19 protein-coding genes are annotated in these 24,968 nt (G+C 71.9%); 15 read left to right on the top strand and 4 right to left on the bottom strand.

All coding sequences use genetic code 11. The features are described 5' to 3' along the window. The first annotated feature begins 142 nt into the window (after positions 1–142). A complete protein-coding gene (gene smc / locus ACRRSS_RS27870) occupies positions 143–3,685 on the top strand; it encodes a chromosome segregation protein SMC (RefSeq protein WP_435973830.1) in 3,543 nt (1,180 codons plus the stop codon). A gap of 228 nt (positions 3,686–3,913) precedes the next feature. Beyond that, on the top strand, positions 3,914–5,344 hold the full coding sequence (locus ACRRSS_RS27865) for a sugar porter family MFS transporter (protein ID WP_435973829.1): 1,431 nt from the start codon (positions 3,914–3,916) through the stop codon (positions 5,342–5,344). Positions 5,345–5,421: 77 nt separating this feature from the next. On the opposite strand, the gene ACRRSS_RS27860 is transcribed toward ACRRSS_RS27865, so the two are convergent. Both ACRRSS_RS27860 and ACRRSS_RS27855 read right to left on the bottom strand, forming a co-directional pair. Beyond that, complete coding sequence (locus ACRRSS_RS27860) at positions 5,422–6,399, bottom strand: LLM class flavin-dependent oxidoreductase (protein ID WP_435973828.1); 978 nt, start codon at positions 6,397–6,399, stop codon at positions 5,422–5,424. A gap of 58 nt (positions 6,400–6,457) precedes the next feature. Then, positions 6,458–7,915, bottom strand: a complete 1,458-nt coding sequence (locus ACRRSS_RS27855) for a cytosine permease (RefSeq protein WP_435973827.1) — start codon at positions 7,913–7,915, stop codon at positions 6,458–6,460. An 86-nt stretch (positions 7,916–8,001) separates the two neighbouring features. On the opposite strand from ACRRSS_RS27855, the gene ftsY reads away from it, so the two are divergent. After that, positions 8,002–9,225, top strand: coding sequence for a signal recognition particle-docking protein FtsY (gene ftsY / locus ACRRSS_RS27850; protein ID WP_435973826.1), 1,224 nt, complete (start codon positions 8,002–8,004; stop codon positions 9,223–9,225). 77 nt (positions 9,226–9,302) lie between these two features. On the opposite strand, the gene ACRRSS_RS27845 is transcribed toward ftsY, so the two are convergent. After that, on the bottom strand, positions 9,303–9,956 hold the full coding sequence (locus ACRRSS_RS27845; protein WP_435973825.1) for a bifunctional DNA primase/polymerase: 654 nt from the start codon (positions 9,954–9,956) through the stop codon (positions 9,303–9,305). Between the two features lie 430 nt (positions 9,957–10,386). Here ACRRSS_RS27845 and nsdA point away from each other — a divergent pair, with 430 nt between their 5' ends. The 6 genes from nsdA to ftsH all read left to right on the top strand — a co-directional run bounded on the left by nsdA (position 10,387) and on the right by ftsH (position 20,123). Beyond that, the gene (nsdA, locus tag ACRRSS_RS27840; RefSeq protein WP_435973824.1) at positions 10,387–11,862 is read left to right on the top strand and encodes a transcriptional repressor NsdA; all 1,476 of its coding nucleotides are present in this window, start codon (positions 10,387–10,389) and stop codon (positions 11,860–11,862) included. A 337-nt stretch (positions 11,863–12,199) separates the two neighbouring features. After that, the gene (locus ACRRSS_RS27835; RefSeq protein WP_435973823.1) at positions 12,200–13,543 is read left to right on the top strand and encodes an ammonium transporter; all 1,344 of its coding nucleotides are present in this window, start codon (positions 12,200–12,202) and stop codon (positions 13,541–13,543) included. Continuing rightward, on the top strand, positions 13,540–13,878 hold the full coding sequence (locus ACRRSS_RS27830; protein ID WP_015036464.1) for a P-II family nitrogen regulator: 339 nt from the start codon (positions 13,540–13,542) through the stop codon (positions 13,876–13,878). The genes ACRRSS_RS27835 and ACRRSS_RS27830 overlap by 4 nt, the downstream gene beginning before the upstream one ends. A gap of 20 nt (positions 13,879–13,898) precedes the next feature. Beyond that, positions 13,899–16,385 (top strand): [protein-PII] uridylyltransferase, encoded by a 2,487-nt coding sequence (locus ACRRSS_RS27825; protein WP_435973822.1) that lies wholly within the window; start codon positions 13,899–13,901, stop codon positions 16,383–16,385. Positions 16,386–16,503: 118 nt separating this feature from the next. Beyond that, positions 16,504–18,057 carry a signal recognition particle protein gene (ffh, locus tag ACRRSS_RS27820; protein ID WP_435973821.1) on the top strand — a complete coding sequence of 518 codons (1,554 nt, stop codon included), beginning with the start codon at positions 16,504–16,506 and terminating at the stop codon, positions 18,055–18,057. A 140-nt stretch (positions 18,058–18,197) separates the two neighbouring features. Beyond that, positions 18,198–20,123, top strand: a complete 1,926-nt coding sequence (gene ftsH, locus ACRRSS_RS27815; RefSeq protein WP_435973820.1) for an ATP-dependent zinc metalloprotease FtsH — start codon at positions 18,198–18,200, stop codon at positions 20,121–20,123. A gap of 180 nt (positions 20,124–20,303) precedes the next feature. Here the strand turns inward: ftsH and ACRRSS_RS27810 are convergent, their stop codons facing one another. Continuing rightward, positions 20,304–21,029, bottom strand: a complete 726-nt coding sequence (locus ACRRSS_RS27810; RefSeq protein WP_435973819.1) for a class I SAM-dependent methyltransferase — start codon at positions 21,027–21,029, stop codon at positions 20,304–20,306. Positions 21,030–21,463: 434 nt separating this feature from the next. On the opposite strand from ACRRSS_RS27810, the gene ACRRSS_RS27805 reads away from it, so the two are divergent. From ACRRSS_RS27805 to rplS, 6 genes are all read left to right on the top strand, one after another. Beyond that, complete coding sequence (locus tag ACRRSS_RS27805; RefSeq protein WP_024755886.1) at positions 21,464–22,057, top strand: hypothetical protein; 594 nt, start codon at positions 21,464–21,466, stop codon at positions 22,055–22,057. A 155-nt stretch (positions 22,058–22,212) separates the two neighbouring features. Continuing rightward, the gene (rpsP, locus tag ACRRSS_RS27800) at positions 22,213–22,656 is read left to right on the top strand and encodes a 30S ribosomal protein S16 (RefSeq protein ID WP_187623038.1); all 444 of its coding nucleotides are present in this window, start codon (positions 22,213–22,215) and stop codon (positions 22,654–22,656) included. Positions 22,657–22,658: 2 nt separating this feature from the next. Continuing rightward, entirely contained in the window at positions 22,659–22,898 is a 240-nt protein-coding gene (locus ACRRSS_RS27795) for an RNA-binding protein (protein WP_005311361.1), read from the top strand. Between the two features lie 117 nt (positions 22,899–23,015). Further along, positions 23,016–23,633: a ribosome maturation factor RimM gene (gene rimM / locus ACRRSS_RS27790; RefSeq protein ID WP_435973818.1), complete on the top strand. Its 618-nt coding sequence runs from the start codon at positions 23,016–23,018 to the stop codon at positions 23,631–23,633. After that, positions 23,630–24,451: a tRNA (guanosine(37)-N1)-methyltransferase TrmD gene (trmD, locus tag ACRRSS_RS27785; protein ID WP_435973817.1), complete on the top strand. Its 822-nt coding sequence runs from the start codon at positions 23,630–23,632 to the stop codon at positions 24,449–24,451. Before rimM ends, trmD begins: the two co-directional genes overlap by 4 nt. Positions 24,452–24,579: 128 nt before the next feature. Further along, positions 24,580–24,930 (top strand): 50S ribosomal protein L19, encoded by a 351-nt coding sequence (gene rplS / locus ACRRSS_RS27780; RefSeq protein WP_435973816.1) that lies wholly within the window; start codon positions 24,580–24,582, stop codon positions 24,928–24,930. Positions 24,931–24,968: the final 38 nt, after the last annotated feature.

Below are 24,968 nucleotides of genomic sequence, written 5' to 3'. Positions count from 1 at the left end.
CTCAGCCGGACATTGCAAGGGGCGCTTCGGCGTCCCTTCTCTCTTTCACCCGTTGTTTCCCCCTCGGCCCACCCCTCCTCACCGGAGGATCTGCCCTACGCGTTCACGGGTGAAACGCACGGGCCCCGGTAGAGTCCCCGGGGTGCACCTCAAGGCCCTGACCCTCCGCGGGTTCAAGTCGTTCGCCTCGGCGACCACTCTGCGGTTCGAGCCGGGAATCACCTGCGTGGTGGGCCCCAACGGATCGGGCAAGTCCAACGTCGTGGACGCCTTGTCCTGGGTCATGGGCGAGCAGGGCGCCAAGTCGCTGCGCGGCGGCAAGATGGAGGACGTCATCTTCGCCGGCACGACCGGGCGCCCGCCCCTCGGCCGCGCCGAGGTCTCCCTCACCATCGACAACTCCGACGGCGCGCTGCCCATCGACTACGCCGAGGTCACCCTCACCCGCATCATGTTCCGCGGCGGAAGCAGCGAGTACCAGATCAACGGCGACACCTGCCGGCTGCTCGACTTCCAGGACCTGCTCTCCGACTCCGGCATCGGACGCGAGATGCACGTCATCGTCGGACAGGGACAGCTCGACTCCGTGCTGCACGCCGACCCGATGGGCCGCCGCGCCTTCATCGAGGAGGCCGCCGGCGTCCTCAAGCACCGCAAGCGCAAGGAGAAGGCGCTGCGGAAGCTGGACGCTATGCAGGCCAACCTCGCGCGCGTGCAGGACCTCACCGACGAACTCCGCCGCCGGCTCAAACCCCTCGGGCGGCAGGCGGCCGTCGCCCGCCGCGCCGTCGTCATCCAGGCCGACCTCCGCGACGCCCGGCTCCGCCTCCTCGCCGACGACCTCGTCCGGCTCCAGCGCGCGCTCACCGCCGAGGTCGCCGACGAAGCGGCCCTGCTCGCCCGCAAGGAGGCCACCGAGACCGAGCTCCGCGCCGCCCTCGCCCGCGAGGCAACGCTCGAAGCCGAGGCCCGCGCCCTCGTGCCCCGCCTGGAGCGCGCCCAGCAGAACTGGTACGGCCTCTCCCAGCTCGCCGAGCGCGTCCGCGGCACGGTCTCCCTCGCCGACGCGCGCGTGAAGAGCGCCACCGCCGCACCCGCCGAGGAACGCCGGGGCCGCGACCCGGAGGACCTGGAGCGCGAGGCCGCCCGCGTCCGCGAACAGGAGGCCGAACTCGAAGCCGCCCTGGAGGCGGCCGAGCGCGCCCTGGAGGACACCGTCACCCACCGCGCCGAACTCGAACAGGCGCTCGCGGCCGAGGAACGCCGGCTCAAGGACCTCGCCCGCGCCCTCGCCGACCGGCGCGAGGGCCTCGCCCGCCTCCACGGCCAGGTCAACGCGGCCCGCTCGCGCGCCTCCTCCGCCCAGGCCGAGATCGACCGGCTCGCCACCGCCCGCGACGAGGCGGGGGAGCGGGCGCTCATCGCGCGGGAGGAGTACGAGCAGCTCACGGCGGAGGTGGACGGCCTCGACGCGGCGGACACCGCACAGGGCGAGCGGTACGAGGCCGCCCGCCGCGCACGCGCCGAGGCGGAGGCCGCGCTCGGCGCCGCCCGGGAGGCCGCCGCCACCGCCGAACGCCGCCGCGCCGCCACCCAGGCCCGGCACGACACCCTCGCCCTCGGGCTGCGCCGCAAGGACGGCACGGGCGCCCTGCTCACCGCCGGACTCGGCGGACTCCTCGGCCCGGCCGCCGAACTCCTCACCGTCACCCCGGGGTACGAGATCCCCGTCGCCGCCGCCCTCGGCGCCGCCGCCGACGCGGTCGCCGCCACCGGACCCTCCGCCGCGGCCGAGGCCCTCCGCCTGCTGCGCAAGCAGGACGCGGGCCGTGCCTCCCTGATCCTGACCGGAGCCCCGGAACCGGCCCCCGCTCCGGCGGCCGAGGGACACCCGTACGCCGCCGACCTGGTGCGCGGACCCGACGAACTCCTCTCCGCCGTCCGCCGGCTGCTCGCCGGGATCGTCGTCGTCGGAGACCTGGACGAGGCCGCCGACCTGGTCAGGGCCCGGCCCGCGCTCACCGCCGTCACCGCCGAGGGAGACCTCCTCGGGGCGCACTTCGCGCAGGGCGGCTCCGCCGGGGCGCCGAGTCTCCTCGAAGTCCAGGCGTCGGTCGCCGAGGCCGCCGCGGAGCTCGACGAACTGGCCGTACGCTGCGAGGAGTTGGCCAGGGCCCAGCAGGAGGCCGGTGAGCGGCGCCGTACCGCCACCGCGCTCGTCGAGGAACTCGACACCCACCGCCGTACCGCCGAGCGCGAGCGGTCCGCCGTCGCCAAGGAGCTCGGCCGGCTCGCCGGGCAGGCCAGGGGAGCCGCGGGCGAGGCCGAGCGGGCCGCCGCGGCCGCCGCCCGCGCCCAGGAGGCCCTGGAGCGGGCCACCGCCGAGGCGGAGGAGCTCGCCGAACGACTGCTCGTGGCCCAGGAGGCCGCCGCCTTCGGGGACGGCGGCGACGAGGAGCCCGGCACCGCGACCCGCGACCGGCTCGCGATCGACGGTTCCAACGCCCGCCAGACCGAGATGGAGGCGCGGCTCCAGGTCCGTACCCACGAGGAGCGCGTCAAGGGGCTCGCCGGCCGTGCCGACTCGCTCGACCGGGCCGCCCGCGCCGAACGGGAGGCACGCGCGCGTGCCGAGCAGCGCCGGGCCCGGCTGCGCCACGAGGAGCGGGTCGCGGGCGCGGTCGCCGCCGGCGCCCGGACCCTCCTCGCCCATGTCGAGGTCTCCCTGGTCCGCGCCGAGCGGGAGCGGGCGGCGGCCCAGGCGGCGCGGGCCGACCGGGAGGCGGGCCTGACGGCGGCCCGGACCCGGGGCCGTGACCTCAAGGCCGAGCTCGACAAGCTGACCGACTCCGTCCACCGGGGCGAGGTGCTGGGCGCCGAGAAGCGGCTGCGGATCGAGCAGCTGGAGGCGAAGGCGCTGGAGGAGTTCGGCGTGGAGGCGACCTCCCTGGTCGCCGAGTACGGCCCGGAGCAGCTGGTGCCGCCCCCGCCCGCCGCCGAAGGGGAGGACGCGGGGGACGACGAACCGCGCCCCTTCATCCGTTCGGAGCAGGAGAAGCGGCTCAGGGCCGCCGAGCGGGCGTACCACCAGCTCGGCAAGGTCAATCCGCTGGCTCTTGAGGAGTTCGCCGCCCTGGAGGACCGGCACCGCTTCCTCTCCGAGCAGCTGGAGGACCTGAGGAAGACCCGCACCGACCTGCTTCAGGTCGTGAAGGAGGTCGACCTGCGGGTCGAGCAGGTCTTCACCGAGGCGTACCGGGACACGGCCCGTGAGTTCGAGGGCGTCTTCTCGCGGCTCTTCCCGGGCGGCGAGGGCCGGCTGATCCTCACCGACCCCGACAACATGCTCACCACCGGCGTCGAGGTCGAGGCCCGCCCGCCGGGCAAGAAGGTCAAGCGTCTCTCGCTGCTCTCCGGCGGCGAGCGCTCGCTCACGGCCGTGGCGCTGCTCGTCTCGATCTTCAAGGCGCGGCCCAGCCCGTTCTACGTGATGGACGAAGTCGAGGCGGCGCTCGACGACACCAACCTCCAGCGGCTGATCCGGATCATGCGCGAGCTCCAGGAGTCCTCGCAGCTCATCGTGATCACCCACCAGAAGCGGACGATGGAGGTCGCGGACGCGCTGTACGGCGTTTCCATGCAGGGCGACGGGGTATCCAAAGTCATCAGCCAACGGCTCCGCTGACCGGGCCGCTCGGCGATCTCGCCCTGACGTCGTTCAAGTATTGAACTCAAGGGGTGGGGAAGTGCTTATTAAGTCACACGACATCGCCTCTTGACTTAGAAACTTGAAGGCATAGTCTCTGCAACGTTGCTTTTACCTTCACGTGGTGGGCGGCGTGAAGTTGTGCGCCACTGGAAGGGCTTGCCCCCCACCGTTCCGGCGACGCAGCCGGAGCCTCCAGGAGTCCATGTGACCAGCACGCAGGCGCCCACGCCGCCGCCGTCCGAAGGCAGGGCGGCTCACCCCGACCACCTCGGCCACGTCATCTTCATCACGGCCTCCGCCGCGATGGGCGGCTTCCTCTTCGGCTACGACAGTTCCGTCATCAACGGCGCCGTCGAGGCGATCCGCGACCGCTACGACATCGGCTCCGGCACCCTCGCCCAGGTCATCGCCATCGCGCTGATCGGCTGCGCCATCGGCGCCGCCACCGCCGGCCGGATCGCCGACCGCATCGGCCGCATCCGCTGCATGCAGATCTCCGCGGTGCTCTTCGCCGTCAGCGCCGTCGGCTCGGCGCTGCCCTTCGCCCTCTGGGACCTGGCCTTCTGGCGGGTCATCGGTGGCTTCGCCATCGGCATGGCCTCCGTCATCGGCCCCGCCTACATCGCCGAGGTCGCCCCCGCCGCCTACCGCGGCCGCCTCGGCTCCTTCCAGCAGGCCGCGATCGTCATCGGCATCGCCATCTCCCAGCTGGTCAACTACGGCATCCTCCAGCTCGCCGACGGCGACCAGCGCGGCGAGATCGGCGGCCTGGAGGCCTGGCAGTGGATGCTGGGCGTGATGGTCGTGCCCGCGCTCCTCTACGGCATGCTCTCCTTCGCCATCCCCGAGTCCCCCCGCTTCCTCATCTCCGTAGGGAAGACCGAACGGGCCAAGGAGGTCCTCGCCGAGGTCGAGGGCGAGGGCGTCGACCTCGACCACCGCGTCGCCGAGATCGACCGGGCCATGCGCCGCGAGCACAAGTCCACCTTCAAGGACCTGCTCGTCATCGGCTCCCGCTTCAAGCTGCTGCCCATCGTCTGGGTCGGCATCGGGCTCTCGGTCTTCCAGCAGCTCGTCGGCATCAACGTCGCGTTCTACTACTCCGCGACCCTCTGGCAGTCCGTCGGCATCGACCCGTCGAGCTCGTTCCTCTACTCGTTCACCACGTCGATCATCAACATCATCGGCACCGTGATCGCGATGGTCCTGGTCGACCGCGTCGGCCGCAAGCCGCTCGCCCTCGTCGGCTCCGTCGGCATGGCGATCGCCCTCGCCGTCGAGGCCTGGGCCTTCTCCGCCGACCTCGTCGACGGCAAACTGCCCGAGACCCAGGGCGTCGTGGCGCTCGTCGCCGCCCATGTCTTCGTGCTCTTCTTCGCCCTCTCGTGGGGCGTGGTGGTCTGGGTCTTCCTCGGCGAGATGTTCCCCAACCGGATCCGCGCCGCCGCCCTCGGCGTCGCCGCCTCCGCGCAGTGGATCGCCAACTGGGCCATCACCGCGAGCTTCCCGTCCCTCGCGGACTGGAACCTCTCCGGCACCTACATCATCTACACGGTCTTCGCCGTGCTCTCGATCCCCTTCGTGCTCAGGTACGTCAAGGAGACCAAGGGCAAGGCGTTGGAGGAGATGGGCTAACCCCCGCTGCCCCTCTCCTCACCCACGGAGACCGCCCCGGTCCGAGGCCCCTAGCCCCGGACCGGGGCGGTTCGCCGTCACCCCCGCTCCGGCAGCCGGGGCAGCACCCCGTCGCAGAACAGCCGCACGCTCCGCCACCCCTCCTCCACCGGCATCCCGCCGCACAGCGGATGCAGCACGAGGCTCTCCAGACAGAGCGTCAGGCACTCCTCCGGCGTGACGACCCGGTAGACCCCCTCCGCGCGCAGCTCCGCCACCGTCGTCGCCGCCGACCGCACCGCCGAGCGGATGTCCTTCGACTGCCAGGAGGCGTACGTCCGCGCCTCGTGCAGGAAGTGCTCCCCGTACTCCGCCCAGGTCCGGTCCGGATCCTCCGACAGGTGCAGCAGCGGGGTCACCTCGGACGGCATCATCGTCCAGCCCTCCGTGCCGTACTCCGCGCACCTCTCCCGGTAGTACGCCTCCAGCTCCGGCAGGTGCGCGCTCGGGAAGAACGGCAGCCCGAGCCGGGCCGCCCGCCGGGCCGCCGCCCGCGAGGACCCCCCGACCAGCAGCAGCGGACGCGGCCGGGTGAAGGGCCGCGGGGTGACCCGTACCGTACGGCCCCGGTACGTGAACGGCTCCCCGGTCCACGCCGTCAGCAGGGTCTCCAGGAGCAGGTCCTGGAGCTTGCCGCGCCGTCCCCAGTCGACCCCGCGCTCCTCGTACTCCTCCGGCCGGTAGCCGATCCCGGCGACCGTCACCAGACGGCCCCCGCTCAGCAGGTCCAGGACCGCTATGTCCTCCGCGAGGCGCAGCGGGTCGTGCAGCGGTCCGATGATCGCCGAGACGGTGACCGTGATCCGCTCCGTGGCGCCGAAGACCGCGCCCGCGAAGGCGAAGGGGGAGGGCAGCCAGTTGTTCGCGACCCCGTGGTGCTCCTCGGTCTGCACGGTGTCGACCCCGTGCCCGTCGGCGTACGCGGCCATGGCGAGGGCGGCCCGGTAGCGCTCCGAGAGGGACTCCGGGGTCGCGCGGGGATCGACGAGGTTGAACCGTACGACTGTGAAGGGCATGGGAAGTCCCCCTCCGCGCGTGGGATGCCGGCGAAGGGGGACCTTAGCTGACGCGGCGTCAGATGGAAACGGTCTCGCGCGCCTCGGCGGACTCCGCCGGAGCCGGCCCGGACGAGCGCGGCAGCACGGCGTACAGCACGCCCGCCACCACGATCGTCGCCGCCCAGCCCAGGCCGTTCTCGCCGATCCAGGAGGAGGCGAGCGGACCGGAGAACCAGTCGACCTTCGTGAACAGCAGGCCCACGAGCAGCGCCACCGCCCACGCCGTCATCGCCTGCCAGGCGAAACCGCCCCGGTACCAGTACGCGCTCGTCCGGCCCGTGTCCATCAGCGCCACCGCGTCGTACGACCGGCGCCGCAGCATGTCCACGCCGAACACGCCGATCCAGGCCGAGAACGCCACCGCGAGCAGCGTCAGGAACGAGATGAACGAACCGATGAAGCTGGTCGCCACCACCATCAGCAGGAAGCCGAAGACCAGACTGATCACCGCGTTCACGCTGACCGCCGCCGCACGCGACACCCTGATGCCGAGGGTCTGCGCCGTGAACCCCGCCGAGTACATCGACATCGAGTTGATCAGCAGCATCCCCAGCAGGGCGATCACCAGGTACGGCACGGAGATCCACATCGGCAGCAGCTCACCGATGAAGGAGACCGGGTCCTGCGCCGACGCCAGGTCCGGGGTCGACACCGCCATCACCGCGCCCATCAGGACCATCGGCAGGACGACGATCCCGGCGCCGCCGACCGTCGAGCCGACCATCGCCTTCGAGGAGGCCGTACGGGGCAGGTAGCGGGTGAAGTCGGGGCCCGAGGGGACCCAGCTGATGCCGCCGGCCGCGATCGTGCCGATGCCCGCGATCATCATCGCCGTCGAACCGGCCGGCTTGTCGAAGACCGCCGACCACTCGGTGTTCGCCACCAGGTAGACCAGGACGAGGACCGAGAAGGCGCCGAAGAGGTACGTGGACCACGTGCTGCACACCCGCAGGGCGTTGATCCCGAGCCCCGACACCAGGAAGGTGCAGGTCACGAAGAGCAGCAGCGTCACCACGATGAGGAGCGTGCTCGACTCCACGCCGAAGAGCAGGTCGAGCACGGTCAGCACCGCGTAGGCGCCGGTGACCGCGTTGATGGTCTCCCAGCCCCACCGGGCCACCCAGATCAACGACCCGGGAAAAAGGTTTCCGCGCTGACCGAACACGGCCCGCGACAGCGCCATCCCCGGCGCACCGCCCCGCTTGCCCGCGATCGAGATCACACCGACGATCCCGTACGACAGCACGGGCGCGGCGATCGCCACGATCAGGACCTGCCAGAAGTTCAGACCGTTGAAGACGATCAGACCGGCACCCATCGTGAGCAGCAGCACACTGATGTTGGCGGCGACCCAGGTCGGGAAGAGCTCGCGGACACGGCCGGTCCGCTCCGCGTCGGGGACGGGTTCGAGACCGCGGGTCTCCATCGCGCCGTCGTGCGTCGCGCCTGCGGCTTCGGAGGCGTCGTGGGGCATGGGGGTACTCCGTACAGATGTGGGGGGAACCCACCCAGCGTACGTGCTCCTTCTCCGGTCGCTTCTTGGCCGATACTGGTCAGGTTATGGAACTCATCCTTGCTGTAGTCATCGCACTGGTCGTCGCCGTCGCCGTGACGAGCGGGCTCGTGATCAGCGGCCGCAAGAAGAAGCAGCTGCCGCCGGCCGAGCCGCCGTCCACCACGCCGACCATCACCGCTCCGCCCGCCGAACCGCACGTCGGCGAGGAGGCGGAGACGCCGCGGGAGGAACCACGCCGCACGGTCGAGGAGGTCGAACTCCCCGCCGAGGAGGCCACCGGGACGCCGGTCGCCGTCGAGGACCCCGTCGTCGCCGAGCCCGCGGCCCCCGAGATCGAGGTCCCGGAGCCGACCGCCGGCCGTCTCGTACGGCTCCGGGCCCGCCTCGCCCGCTCCCAGAACTCGCTCGGCAAGGGGCTGCTCACGCTCCTGTCCCGCGAGCACCTCGACGAGGACACCTGGGAGGAGATCGAGGAGACCCTTCTCACGGCCGACGTCGGCGTCGCCCCCACCCAGGAGCTCGTCGAGCGGCTGCGCGAGCGGGTCCGCGTGCTCGGCACCCGCACCCCGGAGGAACTGCGCGGTCTGCTCCGCGAGGAGCTGATCGCCCTCCTCGGCCCCGACCTCGACCGCACGGTGAAGACCGACAGCCCCACCGACGTGCCGGGCGTGGTCATGGTCGTCGGCGTCAACGGCACCGGAAAGACCACCACCACCGGCAAGCTGGCCCGCGTCCTCGTGGCCGACGGCAAGTCCGTCGTCCTCGGCGCCGCCGACACCTTCCGCGCCGCCGCCGCCGACCAGCTCCAGACCTGGGGCGAGCGCGTCGGCGCCCGCACCGTCCGCGGCCCGGAGGGCGGCGACCCGGCGTCGATCGCCTTCGACGCGGTCAAGGAGGGCATCGCCGAGGGCGCCGACGTCGTCCTCATCGACACCGCCGGCCGCCTCCACACCAAGACCGGCCTCATGGACGAGCTCGGCAAGGTCAAGCGCGTCGTCGAGAAGCACGGCCCCCTCGACGAGATCCTCCTCGTCCTCGACGCCACCACCGGCCAGAACGGCCTGACCCAGGCCCGCGTCTTCGCCGAGGTCGTCGACATCACCGGCATCGTCCTGACCAAGCTCGACGGCACCGCCAAGGGCGGCATCGTCGTCGCCGTCCAGCGCGAGCTGGGCGTCCCGGTCAAGCTGATCGGCCTGGGCGAGGGCCCGGACGACCTGGCCCCCTTCGAGCCGGGCGCCTTCGTCGACGCCCTGATCGGCGACTGACACCGCGCACGGCACACGGGAAGGGCCCTCGCCTCACATGGCGAGGGCCCTTCCGCGTACCGGAACCCCGAGGCGGATCAGAGACGCGTCCGGTGGCAGATGTACGCCAGGGTGCCGAGCAGCAGCCGCGCCTGCGGCGGCGCGCCCGCCGTGTCGAGCCTCGGGGGCCGCAGCCAGCGCACCGGCCCGAGCCCGCCCAGGTCCGACGGGGGAGCGGTGATGTGACTGCCGGGCCCCAGACAGTGCAGATCCAGGTCGGCGTCGTCCCAGCCCATCCGGTACAGCAGCTGCGGCAGCTCGGCCGCCGCACCCGGCGCCACGAAGAACCACGCCCGCCCGGTCGGCGTCGCGCACACCGGGCCCAGCGGCAGCCCCATGCGCTCCAGACGGACGAGCGCCCGGCGGCCCGCGGCCTCCGCGACCTCGATCACGTCGAAGGCCCTGCCCACCGGCAGCAGCAGCGCCGCCCCCGGATACCGGGACCACGCCTTCGTGGCGTCGTCCAGCCCGGCGCCCGCCGGGACCGGTTCCGCGAAGGAGAGCGGATGCGCGCCCGGGGCGGCACACGCCGGATCCCCGCAGGAGCACTGGCCCGAGACGGCCCGCGCCCCGGGGGTCACGTCCCAGCCCCACAGCCCCGTGTACTCGGCCACCGCTGTGCACTCCGTCGTGCGTACGCGGCGGCGTACGCCGGACCGCATCTCACGAATGCCGCCGATCGTGAAACCCATGTCCCCTCCAACGGGTCGAGCGCGCCGGTGGTTACGACCCGGAGCACCGTCGTCACCCTTCGTCACGCTCCGCCGCGTGCTTCTGGTGCGCGGTCGTGCGAGGGGTGGCGCGGGCCGGTGCGCGCGCCTCTCCGCGCATCCGTCCGCCGACTCCGGTTCGTCGCATGTCAAGTGAATCGCGTTCCATGGCAGGCGAGTTCATTCGAAGGGGTGGCGAATGGTGGCGTTTCTTGAATCGCCCTCGTGGAGACGTGATCGTGGGATTACTTTCGGTACTCGAACCCCGGGGTGGCGCACACGCGTGGGTATGCCGGAGGCAACCCGGTTTCCAGTTCGAAGGAGCGCGAACGCCGGACGGGTGCCGCAAGACACGGCATTCTGATAGGGGTTCGCACAGCAGACAGGCAATCAGGTGGATGGGGGCGTTCCAGTGGGCGGCAACGGCGCAGACGGTACGACTGCCGGCAAGCGCCCGAACGAGCAGCTGGGCTCGTGGTTCGTGCGCAGCGGCTGGTCCAAGGGCGAACTCGCGCGGCAGGTGAACCGCCGGGCCCGCCAGATGGGCGCGCACCACATCTCCACCGACACCTCGCGCGTACGCCGCTGGCTCGACGGAGAACAGCCCCGCGAGCCCATCCCGCGCATCCTCTCCGAGCTGTTCTCCGAGCGCTTCGGCTCCGTCGTCGCCGTCGAGGACCTCGGCCTGCGCACCGCCCACCAGTCGCCGTCCGTCTCCGGCGTCGACCTGCCCTGGGCCGGACCCCAGACCGTCGCCCTGCTCAGCGAGTTCTCCCGCAGCGACCTCATGCTCGCCCGCCGCGGCTTCCTCGGCTCGTCCCTGTCGCTCGCCGCCGGACCCGCCCTCATCGAACCGATGCAGCGCTGGCTCGTCCCCACCCCCGTCGGCGACATCGAACGCCCCGACCCCCTCGCCGACGCCCGCCGCCCCAACCGGCTCTCCGAGCTCGAACTCGACCTCCTCGAATCCACCACCGCCATGTTCCGCAAGTGGGACGCCCAGTGCGGCGGCGGACTCCGCCGCAAGGCCGTCGTCGGCCAGCTCCACGAGGTCACCGACCTCCTCCAGGAGCCCCAGCCCGCCGCCACCGCCAAGCGCCTCTTCACCTGCGCCGCCGAACTCGCCGAACTCGCCGGCTGGATGAGCTACGACGTGGGCCTCCAGCCCACCGCACAGAAGTACTTCGTCCTCGCCCTGCACGCCGCCAAGGAAGCCGGCGACAAGCCCCTCGGCTCGTACATCCTGTCCTCCATGAGCCGCCAGATGATCCACCTCGGCCGGCCCGACGACGCCCTCGAACTCATCCACCTCGCCCAGTACGGAAGCCGGGACTGCGCCACCTCGCGCACCCAGGCCATGCTGTATGCGATGGAAGCCCGCGCCTACGCCAACATGGGCCAGCCCTCCAAGTGCAAGCGGGCCGTCCGGATGGCCGAGGACACCTTCTCCGACGCCGGCCTCGACGGCGAGCCCGAGCCCGACTGGATCGGCTTCTTCTCCGAGGCCGAACTCAACGGCGAGAACTCCCACTCCTACCGCGACCTCGCCTACGTCGCCGGGCGCTCCCCGACCTACGCCTCGCTCGCCGAGCCCGTCATGGAGCGGGCCGTCGCCCTCTTCGAGAAGGACCCCGACCACCAGCGGTCGTACGCGCTCAACCTCATCGGCATGGCCACCGTGCACCTCCTCAAGCGCGAGCCCGAGCAGTCCGTCGTCCTCGCCGAGAAGGCCCTCGGGGTCGCCAGGAGCATCCGCTCCGAGCGGGTCAACACCCGGCTCCGCAAGACCGTCGACCACGCCGCCCGCGGCTTCGGCGACGTCGCCGAGGTCGTCCAGCTCACCGACCGCCTCACCCAGCTGCTGCCCGAGGCCGCCGAAGCGGTCTGACCCCCCCCGGCCCCCCGCGAGGCCCCCCGACCCCGGCCGCGCCGGACGTCCCGTACTGCCCGACTCGGCTCCCCCGCCGCAAGGTCACACGGACGCCCGGCGGGGCCGGTTTTCCTGCTGTGCGAGGGCTGCGCAGGGTACGGACGTCACCTCGCCGCGACACGGCCGTTCACGGTCGCGTAACACGCCCCACCCCTTCGTCACCGGTCGGAAACATCGTGCGGCATCGACGGAAACCGCGCTGCGCCAACCTCTGGCCCATAACCGGCCACCCCTCACGGCCGGCCGCTCTCCGGCCCCGCCCCGCACAGGCCGTACCGACGACGAGGAGACGCCGATGGCACCAGCCATCACGACCCTGGCAGCAGACGCCCCCGAGCTGTCTGCCGCCAACACCGGGTTCATGCTCATCTGCTCCGCCCTGGTCATGCTGATGACCCCGGCACTCGCCTTCTTCTACGGAGGCATGGTCCGCGTCAAGTCCACCCTCAACATGCTGATGATGAGCTTCATCAGCCTCGGGATCGTCACGATCCTGTGGGTGCTGTACGGCTTCAGCCTCGCGTTCGGCGCCGACACGGGCTCGATCATCGGCTGGTCCTCCGACTACGTCGGCCTCAGCGGCATCGGCGTCACCGAACTGTGGGACGGCTACACCATCCCGGTGTACGTCTTCGCCGTCTTCCAGCTGATGTTCGCGATCCTCACCCCGGCCCTGATCAGCGGCGCCCTCGCCGACCGCGTCAAGTTCACCGCCTGGGCCCTCTTCATCACGCTCTGGGTCACCGTCGTCTACTTCCCCGTCGCCCACTGGGTCTGGGGATCCGGCGGCTGGCTCTTCGAGATGGGCGTCATCGACTTCGCCGGCGGAACCGCCGTCCACATCAACGCCGGCGCCGCGGCCCTCGGCGTCATCCTCGTCATCGGCAAGCGCGTCGGCTTCAAGAAGGACCCGATGCGCCCCCACAGCCTCCCGCTCGTGATGCTCGGCGCCGGTCTCCTCTGGTTCGGCTGGTTCGGCTTCAACGCCGGCTCCTGGCTCGGCAACGACGACGGCGTCGGCGCCGTGATGTTCGTCAACACCCAGGTCGCCACCGCCGCCGCCATGCTCGCCTGGCTCGCCTACGAGAAGATCCGCCACGGCTCCTTCACCACCCTCGGCGCCGCCTCCGGCGCGGTCGCCGGACTCGTCGCCATCACCCCGGCCGGCGGCGCCGTCAGCCCGCTCGGCGCGATCGCCGTCGGCGCCATCGCCGGCCTCCTCTGCGCCATGGCCGTCGGCCTCAAGTACAAGTTCGGCTACGACGACTCCCTCGACGTCATCGGCGTCCACCTCGTCGGCGGTGTCATCGGCTCCCTCCTCGTCGGCTTCTTCGCCACCGGCGGCGTCCAGTCCGACGCCAAGGGCCTCTTCTACGGCGGCGGCCTCGAACAGCTCGGCAAGCAGGCCGTCGGCGTCGCCGCCGTCCTCGCCTACTCTCTGATCGCCTCCGCGATCCTCGCCCTGATCATCGACAAGACGATGGGGATGCGGGTCAGCGAGGACGACGAGGTCTCCGGCATCGACCAGGTCGAGCACGCCGAGACCGCGTACGACTTCAGCGGAGCCGGCGGCGGCGCGTCCTCGCGCTCCACCGCCACCGCCCAGGCCGTCACGGAGAACACGAAGGTGGACGCATGAAGCTCATCACCGCGGTCGTCAAGCCGCACCGGCTCGACGAGATCAAGGAGGCCCTCCAGGCCTTCGGCGTCCACGGCCTCACCGTCACCGAGGCCAGCGGCTACGGCCGCCAGCGCGGCCACACCGAGGTCTACCGGGGCGCCGAGTACACCGTCGACCTGGTCCCCAAGATCCGCATCGAGGTCCTCGTCGAGGACGAGGACGCCGAACAGCTCATCGACGTCGTCGTGAAGGCCGCCCGAACCGGCAAGATCGGAGACGGCAAGGTGTGGAGCGTGCCGGTCGAGACCGCCGTAAGGGTCCGCACCGGCGAACGCGGTCCGGACGCACTGTAAGCACACGAAGGAGCCGCCGGGTGACGAGCCTCGAAGTCAGCGAAGAGACCGAAGATTCGGGACCCGGCGGTTACGCGGCGGCCCGGCTGCACCTCCTCCACGAGAAGGAGCGGTCCGGGCCGCCGCGCCGTACCGCGCTCTCCCGGCTCACCGACGACTGGCTGGCCGGACTCTTCACGGCCGCCGCCCCACCCCGCGGCACCGCCCTCGTCGCCGTCGGCGGCTACGGCCGCGCCGAACTCTCCCCCCGCAGCGACCTCGACCTCCTCCTGCTCCACGACGGCACCGCCGACAAAGCCGCCGTCGCCGCCCTCGCCGACCGGATCTGGTACCCCGTCTGGGACCTCGGGCTCGCCCTCGACCACTCCGTCCGCACCCCCGCCGAAGCCCGCGCCACCGCCGTCGACGACCTCAAGGTCCACCTCGGCCTCCTCGACGCCCGGCCCCTCGCCGGAGACCACGGACTCGTCGCCGCCCTCCGCACCACCGTCCTCGCCGACTGGCGCAACCAGGCCCCGAAGCGACTCCCCGAACTCCACGAACTCTGCCGGGAACGCGCCGAACGCACCGGCGAGCTGCAGTTCCTCCTCGAACCCGACCTCAAGGAGGCCAGAGGCGGCCTCCGCGACGCCCAGGTCCTCCGCGCCGTCGCCGCCACCTGGGTCGCCGACGCCCCCCGCGAAGGCCTCGACGGAGCCCGCCGCCGCCTCCTCGACGCCCGCGACGCCCTCCACCTGACCACCGGCCGCGCCACCGACCGGCTCGCCCTCCAGGAACAGGACGCCGTCGCCCGCGAACTCGGCCTCCTCGACGCCGACACCCTGCTCCGCGAGGTGTACGAGGCCGCCCGGACCATCTCGTACGCCACCGACGTCACCTGGCGCGAGGTCAACCGCGTCCTCAAGGCCCGCTCCACCCGCCCCCGCCTGCGCACCCTCCTCGGCGGCCGCGGAGCCTCCGGCCGCGCCGGCGCCGGAAAACCACCCGTCGAACGCACCCCGCTCGCCGAAGGCGTCGTCGAGATGGACGGCGAGGTCGTCCTCGCCCGCACCGCCCGCCCCGAACGCGACCCCGTCCTGCCCCTGCGGGCCGCCGCCGCGGCCGCCCAGTCCGCCCTGCCGATCTCCCTGCACGCCGTACGCCGCCTCGCGGCCGCCGCCAAACCCCTGCCCGTGCCCTGGCCCGCCGAGGCCCGCGAGGAACTCGTCACCCTCCTCGGCGCCGGCGAGGCCACCGTCCCCGTCTGGGAAGCCCTCGAAGCCGAAGGGCTCATCACCCTCTTCCTCCCCGACTGGGAACGCGTCCGCTGCCGCCCCCAGCGCAACCCCGTCCACACCTGGACCGTCGACCGCCACCTCGTCGAGACCGCCGTACGCGCCTCCTCCCTCACCCGCCGCGTCGGCCGCCCCGACCTCCTCCTCGTCGCCGCCCTCCTCCACGACATCGGCAAGGGCTGGCCCGGCGACCACTCCGTCGCCGGCGAGACCATCGCCCGCGACCTCGCCACCCGCATCGGCTTCGACCGCACCGACGTCACCACCATCGCCACCGCCGTCCGCCACCACCTCCTCCTCGTCGAGACCGCCACCCGCCGCGACCTCGACGACCCCGCCACCGTCCGCTCCGTCGCCACCGCCGTCGGCACCGTCGGCACCCTGGAACTCCTCCACGCCCTCACCGAGGCCGACGCCCTCGCCACCGGCCCCGCCGCCTGGTCCTCCTGGCGCGCCTCCCTCGTCGCCGACCTGGTCAAACGCGTCGCGGGCGTCCTCGCGGGCGAGACCCCGCCCGACCCCGAGGCCGCCGCCCCCAGCGCCGAACAGGAACGCCTCGCCATCGAGGCCCTGCGCACCGGCGACCCCGTCCTCACCCTCCGCGCCCGCACCGAACCGCCCGCCGACCCCGACCCCGCCGACCCCGACCGCGCCGAACCCATCGGCGTCGAACTCGTCATCGCCCTGCCCGACCGGCCCGGCGTCCTCCCCGCCGTCGCCGGCGTCCTCGCCCTCCACCGGCTCACCGTCCGCGCCGCCGACCTGCGCGCCGTGGAACTCCCCACCGGCCTCGGCACCGGATCGGGACCCGTCCTCGTCCTCGACTGGCGGGTCGCCGCCGAATACGGCTCCCTCCCCGAGGCCGCCCGGCTCCGCGCCGACCTCGTCCGCGCCCTCGACGGCTCCCTCGACATCCCCGCCCGCCTCGCCGAACGCGAGGCCGCCTACCCGCGCCGCCGCGGCCTCACCGCACCCCCGCCCCGCGTCACCGTCGCCGCCGCCGACTCCCGCCTCGCCACCGTCATCGAGGTCCGCGCCCAGGACGCCCCCGGCCTCCTCCACCGCATCGGCCGCGCCCTGGAGGGCGCCGAGGTCCGCGTCCGCAGCGCCCACGTGTCGACCCTCGGAGCGAACGCCGTCGACACCCTGTACGTGACCCGCCCCGACGGCACCCTCCTCCCCGACGAGGAGGCCATCGACCTGGCCCGCACCCTGGAGGCGGCGCTCCGCTGAACCCCCGGCCCACCCGTCCCCGCGCGCCGGATCCGGCGGGCGGGGGCACACACTTCGAGCGGCCCGATACCCTGGAGGGCAGTCCGACCGCCCCCGACACCGAGGATCCGCGACCGCCGTGTTCGATACCCTCTCCGACCGCCTTGCAGCGACCTTCAAGAACCTCCGCGGCAAGGGCCGTCTGTCCGAGGCGGACATCGACGCCACCGCGCGCGAAATCCGTATCGCGCTGCTCGAAGCGGATGTCGCCCTGCCGGTCGTCCGGTCCTTCATCAAGCAGGTCAAGGAGCGCGCCCTCGGCATCGAGGTCTCGCAGGCTCTCAACCCCGCCCAGCAGGTCATCAAGATCGTCAACGAGGAGCTCGTCGCCATCCTCGGCGGCGAGACCCGGCGCCTGCGGTTCGCCAAGACCGCGCCCACCGTGATCATGCTCGCCGGTCTCCAGGGCGCCGGTAAGACCACCCTCGCCGGAAAGCTCGGCCTCTGGCTCAAGAGCCAGGGCCACTCCCCGCTGCTCGTCGCCTGCGACCTCCAGCGCCCCAACGCCGTCACCCAGCTCGGCGTCGTCGCCGAGCGCGCGGGCGTGGCCTTCTACGGCCCGCAGCCGGGCAACGGCGTCGGCGACCCGGTCCAGGTCGCGAAGGACTCGATCGAGTTCGCGCGGACCAAGATGTACGACGTCGTGATCGTCGACACCGCCGGCCGCCTCGGCATCGACCAGGAGCTGATGCGGCAGGCCGCGGACATCCGCGACGCCGTCAGCCCCGACGAGGTCCTCTTCGTCGTCGACGCCATGATCGGCCAGGACGCGGTCAACACCGCCGAGGCCTTCCGCGACGGCGTCGGCTTCGACGGCGTCGTGCTCTCCAAGCTCGACGGCGACGCCCGCGGCGGCGCCGCGCTCTCCATCGCGCACGTCACCGGCAAGCAGATCATGTTCGCCTCCAACGGCGAGAAGCTGGACGAGTTCGACGCGTTCCACCCGGACCGCATGGCGTCCCGCATCCTCGGCATGGGCGACATGCTCTCCCTCATCGAGAAGGCCCAGCAGACCTTCGACGAGGAAGAGGCCGCCAAGATGGCCTCCAAGCTCGCGTCGAAGAAGGGCCAGGAGTTCACCCTCGACGACTTCCTGGCGCAGATGGAGCAGGTCCGCAAGATGGGCTCCATCTCCAAGCTCCTCGGCATGCTCCCCGGCATGGGCCAGATGAAGGAGCAGATCGCCAACATCGACGAGCGCGACGTCGACCGCACGGCCGCCATCATCAAGTCGATGACCCCCGGCGAGCGCCACGACCCGACCATCATCAACGGCTCCCGCCGCGCCCGTATCGCCAAGGGCTCGGGCGTCGAGGTCAGCGCCGTCAAGGGCCTGGTCGAGCGGTTCTTCGAGGCCCGCAAGATGATGTCCCGCATGGCCCAGGGCGGCGGCCTCCCCGGCATGCCGGGCATGCCCGGCATGGGCGGCGGCCCCGGCCGGCAGAAGAAGCAGATCAAGCAGGCCAAGGGCAAGCGCAAGAGCGGCAACCCGATGAAGCGCAAGGCCGAGGAGCAGGCCGCCGCCGAGCGCCGCGACCAGGCCCAGCAGGGCGGTGCCTTCGGCCTCCCGGCGCCGGGCCAGACCCCGAAGGACTTCGAGCTCCCGGACGAGTTCAAGAAGTTCATGGGCTGACGCGGATCACACCCCGAGAGAAGGGGCCCGGAGCGGTACGAAACCGCCCCGGGCCCCTTTTCATCCCTCCGGACCGCCCGCCATGCCGGGCCCGTCCCGCTCTTCGATACTGGGGCCACAGCCGCCCCGAGGAGAGCCACGTGGCCAACCCCGTACCCCCGCGCGACCGGACCGACCAGCCCTGGCGCTCGGAAGGGGCCCCGCCACCCCCCTCGCCGAGGAAGCGGATGCCGGGCGGCTGGGGCAGCCTCATCCTCACCGCGCTCGCCGTGTACCTGATCGCCAACATCGTCCTGTCGTTCTTCAACGACGGCGACGGGCCGACCATCTCCTACACCGAGTTCGACAAACAGGTCGCCGCCGGCAACGTCACCAAGATCTACTCCAAGGGCGACGCGATCCAGGGCCAGCTGAAGAACGAACGACCCGTCCCCGACGGCGACGGCGACTACACCAAGTTCACCACCCAGCGCCCCGCGTTCGCCGACGACGACCTGTGGGCGCAGCTCACCAAGCAGAACGTCACCGTCACCGCCGAACCCGTCGTCCAGGAACGCAGCTTCCTCGTCAACCTCCTCATCTCGCTCGCGCCGATGCTGCTCCTCGTCGTCCTGTGGGTCTTCATCGCCCGCCGGATGAGCGCGGGCATGGGCGGCGCCGGCGGCATGCTCGGCCGCAAGACCCCGCCCAAGCCCGTCGAACTGGAGGGCGGACAGCGCACCACCTTCGCCGACGTCGCCGGCATCGACGAGGTCGAGGGCGAACTCAACGACGTCGTCGACTTCCTCAGGAACCCGCAGGCCTACCGCGAGATGGGCGCCAGGATGCCGCGCGGCGTGCTCCTCGCCGGCCCGCCCGGCACCGGCAAGACCCTGCTCGCCCGCGCCGTCGCGGGCGAGGCCGGGGTGCCGTTCTTCTCCGCCTCCGCGTCCGGGTTCATCGAGATGATCGTCGGCGTCGGCGCCTCCCGGGTGCGCGAGCTGTTCACCGAGGCCCGCAAGGTCGCCCCGGCGATCGTCTTCATCGACGAGATCGACACCATCGGCCGGGCCAGGGGCGGCGGCTCCGGGATGGGCGGCCACGACGAGCGCGAGCAGACCCTCAACCAGATCCTCACCGAGATGGACGGTTTCACCGGCTCCGAAGGTGTCATCGTCCTCGCCGCCACCAACCGCCCCGACGTCCTCGACCCCGCCCTCACCCGGCCCGGCCGCTTCGACCGCATCGTGCACGTCAACCCGCCCGACCGGGACGGCCGCGAGGCCATCCTCCGGATCCACACCCGGGGGATCCCGCTCGCCAAGGACGTCGACCTGGAGCACGTGGCCCGTACGACCCCCGGCATGACCGGCGCCGAACTCGCCAACCTCGCCAACGAGGCCGCCCTCCTCGCTGTCAAACGCGACCAGAAGGCCGTCACGCGCTCCGACCTCTCCGACGCCCTGGAGAAGGTCCAGCTCGGCGCCGAACGGCCCCTGGTGATGCCCGCCGAGGAGCGGCGGCGGACCGCGTACCACGAGAGCGGCCACGCCCTGCTCGGCATGCTCCAGCCGGGCGCCGACCCGGTCCGCAAGATCACCATCGTGCCGCGCGGCCGGGCCCTCGGCGTCACCCTCTCCACCCCCGACGCCGACAGGTACGCCTACACCGAGGAGTACCTCCGGGGCCGGATCATCGGGGCCCTCGGCGGCATGGCCGCCGAACAGGTCGTCTTCGGCGTCGTCACCACCGGCGCCGAGAGCGACCTGGAGCAGGTCACCAACATCGCCCGCGGCATGGCGGGACGCTGGGGCATGAGCGCGCTCGTCGGCCGCCTCACGGCCGTCCCGAGCGACGCCCAGCAGGCGTACGGCCTGTCGGCGGCCCCCGCGACCCTCGACACCGTCGACGCGGAGATGCGCCGCATCGTCGACGAGTGCTACGAGAGCGCCGTACGCCTGCTCGGCGAACACCGCGGCCAACTGGACGCGCTCGCCGCCGCGCTCCTGGAGAACGAGACCCTGGAAGAGGCCGAGGCGTACCGCGCGGCGGGCATCACGCGCGAGGTCCGGGAGGAAGAGGACTGAGACGGGGCACGGGGGCTTCCGGGCGCGCGACGCCCTCGTACGGGCTTCCACGGCGCCGGGACCACGGGCAGGGATGAACCCGTACGGGTTCCTACCCCGCCCGGACCACGGGCAGGGATGACCCCCGTACTGGTTCCTACCCATCCCGGACCACGGGCAGGGATGGCCCCGTACGGGTTCCTACGGCACCCGGGCGACGACGTAGCGGAAGACGTTCGGCATCCACACCGTCCCGTCCGCCCGCACATGCGGCGCGAGCGCCTCCTCGATCTCCTTCTCCACCTGGGAGAGGTCGGTCGCCCGTACGGCCTCGTCGAACGCGCCCGTCGACAGCAGCCCGCGTACCGCGCTGCCCTCGTTCGCGTACCCGAAGGGGCAGGCCACCCGCCCCGAACCGTCCGGCCGCAGCCCCGCCCCCGCCACCAGCCCGTCCAGGTCCGTCCGGACCCCCGGCCCGCGGTCCGCCAGCCGGGCCGCGATCCCCAGCACCGACTCCGTCGAGCACCGCTCCGGCGGCCCCCACCCGGCGAGCACGACCACCGTGTCCCGTTGCGCCGAACGGGTGAGCGCCGACAGCTCCGGGAGGATGCCGTCCGTCGTGTGGAAGGCGGTGATCACGTCGTACGGAAGGTCCTCCGGAGGCTCCTCCGTGACGGTGACGTCCTCCGGCAGCCGCTCCCTGGCCAGCTCCACGCGCGCGAGGTCCCGGTCCACGCCGGCGATCCGGGCGCCCCGCGCGGCCGCCATCAGAAGTGCCAGTCCGGAGCCGCAGCGGAGGCCGAGGACCCGGCTCCCGGCGCCCACGCCGAGGCGGTCGTACACCGCCTCGTAGAGCGGGACGAGCATCCGTTCCTGGATCTCGGCCCAGTCACGCGCGGGGTGGTGCGGGACGAGCGTAGGTGTCATGGAAAAGTGCCCCAATCCGTGCTCGGACGACAGCCCCCCGTAGTCAGGGAACTGCGCATCCCGGGCCGCGTCCAGTGCTCGCGCCGCACCGATTCGCCGGGGGAGGGGCGGTGCGCCGCCCCGCGCGCGAGCCCGGTAATGTCCCCGCAACACTTCCGCTCCGCCCAGGGCGCCGTGCGGTGCTCTCTCCGGGCCCGCTCCGGGGCCGCTTCCCGGTCCACTCGGGTGGGTTCTCCCCGGGGCGCGCGCACCTCGGCTACGCGCCGGGGCGTATGCGCTACTACACCCCAGCTTGACGCCCCCTGCGCGGCTTCTCCGCAGATCGGCGCACTGGCCCTCGTCACGACACATCAACGGCAACTGACGGGTACGTGCAAAATATTTGGGATGCCCCGGAATGGAACCCGGGGGGACTCCGGCTCGTTGTACACGACGTGAGCACGACACCACCTGTTCTCGCCGCAGAGCTGGCACAGGCGTGGGCCGACATTCAGCGGCACCACCCCGAGCTGCCCGATCTTGCCGCGCCCGAGTCCCTGATCGGAGAGTCCTCGTCCGCCTGTGGCGCCGAACTCTCCTTCGAACGACTGCTCCACGAGGCAGTCCACGGCATCGCCGCCGCCCGAGGGGTCCGTGACACCTCCCGCGCCGGCCGCTATCACAACCGCAGATTCCTCGCGATCGCCGAGGAGATGGGCCTCGACCACCCCGAGGAGCCGCACGCCAGCAGCGGCTTCTCCCTGGTCACGCTCAACCCCGAGGCGAGGCGGCGCTACCGGCCCACCATCGAGCGGCTCCAGCGCGCCCTCAAGGCCCACACGGTCGCCACCGCGGCCGACACCAAGCGCTCCTTCCGCGGACCGGCCGCCCGGCACGGCTCCTCGGGCGGCGGCGTCCGCGTCAAGGCCGTCTGCGACTGCGGACGGAACGTGCGCGTGGTGCCCTCGGTGCTCGCCCAGGCCCCGATCGTCTGCGGCGGTTGCGGCAAGCCCTTCCGTATCCCGGAGACCGTGGGCGCCGCGAGCTGACCTCGCGGTGTGTGGCACAATGGCTAGCTGTACTCGACAGTCGCACAGGACCCCTCTCTCCTCCGGCTGACGCGTCCATCGGGCATCCGAGTACCGCAACCCCACGTGGCATCTCAAAGTGCCCAACCACGTCAAGACCAGGAGACACCACTCCAGTGGCAGTCAAGATCAAGCTCAAGCGCCTCGGCAAGATCCGCCAGCCCCACTACCGCATCGTCGTCGCCGACTCCCGCACCCGTCGGGACGGTCGCGCGATCGAGGAGATCGGCCTCTACCACCCGACGTACAACCCGTCGCGTATCGAGGTCGACTCCGAGCGTGCGCAGTACTGGCTGTCGGTCGGCGCGCAGCCGACCGAGCCGGTTCTCGCCATCCTGAAGCTCACCGGCGACTGGCAGAAGGCCAAGGGCCTCCCGGCCCCCGAGAAGGCCCTGCTCGTCCCGGCGACGAAGGAAGCCAAGCGCGCCTCGTTCGACGAGTTCGCGAAGGCCCTCGAGGGCGACGAGGCCAAGGGTGAGGCCATCACCCCCAAGGCCAAGAAGGCTGACAAGAAGGCGGACGAGGCCGAGGCCGCGTCCACCGAGTCGACCGAGGCCTGATCATGCTCGAGGAGGCTCTCGAGCACCTCGTGAAGGGCATCGTCGACAACCCCGACGACGTGCAGGTCGCCTCGCGCAACCTGCGCCGTGGCCGCGTGCTGGAGGTCCGGGTCCACCCGGACGACCTCGGCAAGGTGATCGGCCGCAACGGCCGCACCGCGCGCGCGCTCCGCACCGTCGTGGGCGCCATCGGCGGCCGTGGCATCCGGGTCGACCTCGTCGACGTGGACCAGGTCCGCTGAGCAGGCCGGCAGCATCACCTTAGTAGTGCCGGCACGGGCCGGGGAGGGCTTACGAGCCCACCCCGGCCCGTTGTCGTTTCGCGTCGTACGAACTGTGTGACAGGAGAGTGTGGAGCAGTGCAGTTGGTAGTCGCGCGGATCGGCCGCGCCCACGGAATCAAGGGCGAGGTCACCGTCGAGGTGCGCACGGACGAGCCGGAGCTCAGGCTCGGCCCCGGTGCCGTCCTGCACACCGACCCGGCCTCCACCGGGCCGCTGACCATCGAGACCGGCCGGGTGCACAGCGGCCGGCTGTTGCTGCGCTTCGAGGGCGTCCGTGACCGCACCGGCGCCGAGGCCCTGCGCAACACCCTCCTCATCGCCGAGATCGACCCCACGGAGATGCCCGAGGAGGAGGACGAGTACTACGACCACCAGCTGATGGACCTCGACGTGGTTCTCGCCGACGGCACCGAGATCGGCCGGATCACCGAGATCTCCCACCTGCCGTCCCAGGACCTCTTCATCGTCGAGCGCCCCGACGGCACCGAGGTGATGATCCCGTTCGTCGGAGAGATCGTCGTCGAGATCGACCTGGAGGAGCAGCGGGCCGTCATCGACCCGCCGCCCGGCCTGATCGACGACCGCGCCGAGATCGTCTCCTCCCACGAGGAGTCCGGTGCGGAGTCCGACGAGGGGTCCGTAGACGAGTCCGGCGCGGGATCCGGCGACGCGTCCCGCGAGGAGACGGCATGAGGCTCGACGTCGTCACGATCTTCCCCGAGTACCTCGAACCGCTGAACGTCTCCCTGGTCGGCAAGGCCCGCGCGCGCGGACAGCTCGACGTCCACGTCCACGACCTCCGCGACTGGACCTACGACCGGCACAACACCGTCGACGACACCCCGTACGGCGGCGGCCCCGGCATGGTCATGAAGACCGACCCCTGGGGAGACGCGCTCGACCAGACGCTCGCCGACGGCTACGAGGGCGGCGCCCACGGCCCGGTCCTCGTCGTCCCCACCCCCAGTGGCCGCCCCTTCACCCAGGAGCTGGCCGTCGAGCTCTCCGAACGGCCCTGGCTGATCTTCACGCCCGCCCGCTACGAGGGCATCGACCGCCGCGTCATGGACGAGTACGCGACCCGGATGCCCGTCTACGAGGTCTCCATCGGCGACTACGTCCTGGCCGGCGGCGAGGCCGCCGTCCTCGTCGTCACCGAGGCCGTCGCCCGCCTCCTGCCCGGCGTCCTCGGCAACGCCGAGTCCCACCGGGACGACTCCTTCGCCCCCGGCGCCATGGCCAACCTCCTGGAAGGCCCCGTCTACACCAAGCCCCCCGAGTGGCGCGGCCGGGGCATCCCCGACGTCCTCCTCAGCGGCCACCACGGCAGGATCGCCCGCTGGCGACGCGACGAGGCCTTCCGGCGCACCGCCGCCCACCGGCCCGATCTCATCGAGCGCTGCGACCCCGCCGCCTTCGACAAGAAGGACCGCGAGATCCTCTCCATGATGGGATGGGCGCCCGAACCCGGCGGCCGATTTTGGCGCAGGCTCGACGACGTGGAACAATAGGCCGCTGTCGTCCGTCCGGCGCGCGCCCCTGCCACAGGGGGAAGACGCCGCCAGGAACGGACGGCGATCCGAATCATCCTCGAACGTACCGCTGATGACCTGTGGCATCAGCGAGGAAAGAGACCTCCATGGCCTCCCTGCTCGACCAGGTCAACGCGGGTTCGCTCCGCTCCGACCTCCCCGCCTTCCGTCCCGGCGACACCGTGAACGTCCACGTGCGCGTCATCGAAGGCACCCGCTCCCGCATCCAGCAGTTCAAGGGTGTCGTCATCCGCCGCCAGGGTTCGGGCGTCAGCGAGTCCTTCACGGTCCGCAAGGTCTCGTTCTCCGTCGGCGTCGAGCGCACCTTCCCGGTGAACAGCCCGATCTTCGAGAAGATCGAGCTCGTGACCCGCGGTGACGTCCGTCGCGCCAAGCTCTACTACCTCCGTGAGCTGCGCGGCAAGGCCGCCAAGATCAAGGAGAAGCGCGACCGCTGAGCCTCGGCTCCCGGCACGCCCGACGCTTCCGAGTCCTC

The sequence above is a fragment of the Streptomyces sp. Qhu_M48 genome (assembly GCF_051305195.1).
Taxonomy (GTDB): domain Bacteria; phylum Actinomycetota; class Actinomycetes; order Streptomycetales; family Streptomycetaceae; genus Streptomyces.
Note: the sequence above shows the minus strand (reverse complement) of the source record. Positions and strands in the feature narration are given on the sequence as shown.

Excerpts from the sequence above, each read along its gene's own strand:
- ACRRSS_RS27860 (WP_435973828.1), bottom strand. The coding sequence starts at position 6,399 with ATGCCCTTCACAGTCGTACGGTTCAACCTCGTCGATCCCCGCGCGACC.
- ACRRSS_RS27855 (WP_435973827.1), bottom strand. The coding sequence starts at position 7,915 with ATGCCCCACGACGCCTCCGAAGCCGCAGGCGCGACGCACGACGGCGCG.
- ftsY (WP_435973826.1), top strand. The coding sequence starts at position 8,002 with ATGGAACTCATCCTTGCTGTAGTCATCGCACTGGTCGTCGCCGTCGCC.
- ACRRSS_RS27845 (WP_435973825.1), bottom strand. The coding sequence starts at position 9,956 with ATGGGTTTCACGATCGGCGGCATTCGTGAGATGCGGTCCGGCGTACGC.
- ACRRSS_RS27835 (WP_435973823.1), top strand. The coding sequence starts at position 12,200 with ATGGCACCAGCCATCACGACCCTGGCAGCAGACGCCCCCGAGCTGTCT.
- ACRRSS_RS27830 (WP_015036464.1), top strand. The coding sequence starts at position 13,540 with ATGAAGCTCATCACCGCGGTCGTCAAGCCGCACCGGCTCGACGAGATC.
- ACRRSS_RS27810 (WP_435973819.1), bottom strand. The coding sequence starts at position 21,029 with ATGACACCTACGCTCGTCCCGCACCACCCCGCGCGTGACTGGGCCGAG.
- ACRRSS_RS27795 (WP_005311361.1), top strand. The coding sequence starts at position 22,659 with ATGCTCGAGGAGGCTCTCGAGCACCTCGTGAAGGGCATCGTCGACAAC.
- trmD (WP_435973817.1), top strand. The coding sequence starts at position 23,630 with ATGAGGCTCGACGTCGTCACGATCTTCCCCGAGTACCTCGAACCGCTG.
- rplS (WP_435973816.1), top strand. The coding sequence starts at position 24,580 with ATGGCCTCCCTGCTCGACCAGGTCAACGCGGGTTCGCTCCGCTCCGAC.